Origin of the sequence: Mycobacterium sp., from assembly GCF_049673265.1 — a bacterium.
Taxonomy (GTDB): domain Bacteria; phylum Actinomycetota; class Actinomycetes; order Mycobacteriales; family Mycobacteriaceae; genus Mycobacterium.
The window spans coordinates 1-2,326 of the sequence record NZ_JBATXN010000572.1; the positions used below are offsets into that span (position 1 = coordinate 1).

General features: G+C 64.8%; 2 protein-coding genes and 1 pseudogene. 2 read left to right on the top strand and 1 reads right to left on the bottom strand.

Translation table 11 applies throughout. The features are described from left to right. Positions 1-317 (top strand): annotated as a pseudogene (locus WBF82_RS19480) (alpha/beta hydrolase); the annotation flags it as partial. Between the two features lie 84 nt (positions 318-401). Beyond that, positions 402-1,109, top strand: coding sequence for a TetR/AcrR family transcriptional regulator (locus tag WBF82_RS19485; protein WP_424384584.1), 708 nt, complete (start codon positions 402-404; stop codon positions 1,107-1,109). Here WBF82_RS19485 and WBF82_RS19490 read toward each other — a convergent pair. Next, positions 1,106-2,281 carry a thiolase family protein gene (locus tag WBF82_RS19490; protein WP_424384585.1) on the bottom strand — a complete coding sequence of 392 codons (1,176 nt, stop codon included), beginning with the start codon at positions 2,279-2,281 and terminating at the stop codon, positions 1,106-1,108. The genes WBF82_RS19485 and WBF82_RS19490 overlap by 4 nt on opposite strands. Between the last annotated feature and the right edge of the window lie 45 nt (positions 2,282-2,326).

Consider the following 2,326-nt stretch of genomic DNA (forward strand, 5'->3'; position numbering starts at 1 on the left):
GGGCGCCCCGCACCGCGGCGATCTGCGCGGTGAGCCCCGCGCTGTGGCTATCGTCCGGCGCGGCGGCGCCGGGCGCATTCGACGGCCCCGGCGATTTCGCGGCCAATTCGGTATTCGGCATGGCTGCGCTGGCGTCGATCCCGATCAGGGTCGACTGCGGCAACAGCGATCCGTTCTACGGCGCGACAAAGCAGTTCGTGGCTGGGCTGCCCAATCCGCCGGCGGGCGGGTTCTCGCCCGGCGGACACGATGCCTCGTTCTGGAGCTCGCAGCTGCCCGCCGAATTGACGTGGATGGCGCCGCTGCTAACCGCGTGAGGCACACTATGCGCCGTGAGCCATTACCAGAAGCCTTACGATATTTGATACGATAACCCGTTCGAACTATCGGAGGGTGCCGAATTGGCCAGGCAGGCAGCCGCAGACAAGCGGCAACGCCGTCAACGTGGATCGATCAGCGTCGACGAAATCGTCAACGGCGCGTTTGAAGTAGCCAGCGAAGTATCGGTTGACGGTTTGAGCATGCCGCTGTTGGCCAAGCACCTCGACGTCGGCGTGACGAGCATTTACTGGTACTTCCGCAAAAAAGACGACCTGCTCAACGCGATGACCGATCGGGCCTTGGGCCAGTACGACTTCGCAACACCGTTCGTCGAGGGCCAGGATTGGCGGGACTCACTACGCAATCACGCTCGAAAGATGCGCCAGACCTTTCGTAGCAATCCGATCCTGTGCGATCTGATCCTGATCCGCGGCACCTTCGGCCGCGAGGCAACGCAGGCCGCCTTCCAGAAGCTGGAAAAAGCGGTAGCGACCCTCGTGGAGGCGGGCCTATCGCCCGAGGACGCCTTCGATACCTACGCCAGCATCTCGGTGCACACCCAGGGTGCGGTGGTTTTGGAACGGCTGCAAGACAAATCCGGCGGGGCGCAACCGTATCGCCGTGACGGGGCGTCGGTCATCGATGCCGAGACCATGCCGCTGATCGCCGAACTGACCGAGAAAGGTCACCGGCTCGGCGTCGCCGACGACATCAACTTCGAGTACGGCCTGAACTGCATCCTCGAGCACGCAAGCCGGCTGATCGCCGTGCGTCAGGAAGCCGGTTAGACCTCGACGACGACGGCGCCGCCCTGGCCGCCGCCCGCGCACATCGCTGCCACACCGATCCCGCCACCGCGGCGGCCCAATTCATACACCAGCGTGGTGAGCATCCGCGCACCCGAGGCCGCGATCGGGTGGCCCAGGCTGCACCCACTGCCGTAGACGTTGACCCGATCCTCGTCGAGCCCATACTCACGGCACGCAGCGATCGGCACCGAGGCGAACGCCTCGTTGATCTCCCACAACGTGACGTCGGCGGGGGCCAGACCGGCCCGGTCCAGCACCTTGCCGATCACCCGCACCGCACCGAGACCGGTATCGCGTGGTTCGACGGCGGCAGAGGCCCACGTCTTGACCGAGCCCAGCACCCTCAGCCCAGCAGATTGGGCGAAGTCAGCGTCGGCCAAGGTCAGCGCGGCCGCAGCGTCGTTCGTGCCGCTGCTGTTGCCGGCGGTGATGGAGAACCCGTCGATCTCGGGATGCAGCACTTTCAGCGACGCCAGCTTCTCCATGCTGGTTTCACGCCGCGGATGTTCGTCCACGCTGAAGTCCACCAGCGCATCATCGGCGCCTTGAATTTTCAGCGGGACGATCTCATCGAGAAAGGCGCCGTTGTCGATCGCGGCGATCGCACGCTGGTGCGACCGCAACGCCCACGCATCCATCTCTTCACGGCTGATCCCGACGGCCTGGGCGGTGTTCCACCCCACCGTGATCGACATGTCGCGGGTCGGGGCGTCGGGTGCCTCGACATGGGTGGGCGGGAGCCACTGGTCTACGAATTCCAACGTCGGCCCAGGGATGCGTTGCTTCATCAGCGGGGTCATCGACAACGACTGCACTCCGCCGCCGACGACCACACGCTCCACGCCGGAACCGATCTGTGCGGCCGCATTGGCTACCGCGGTGAGGCTGCCCGCACAATGCCGGTTGACGGCTTGACCTGGTACCGAAACCATGCCTGAGGCCGCCGCCGCGTAACGCGCGAGATCGCCTCCACCGTAGTGCGATTCGGCGAAGATCACATCGTCGATGTCGGCCGTCTCAACTCCGGCTCGTCGGACTGCTTCTTGCAGGATGGTCGTGGCGAGGATCTCGGGTGGAGTGTTGACCAACGAGCCTTTGAACGACGTCCCGATGGCGGTCCGGACAGCACTGACGATGACGGGCTTCGGCATGGGTCAACCTTCGGGGGATCGGGGGCTTACAAAAGTACGTTGAAG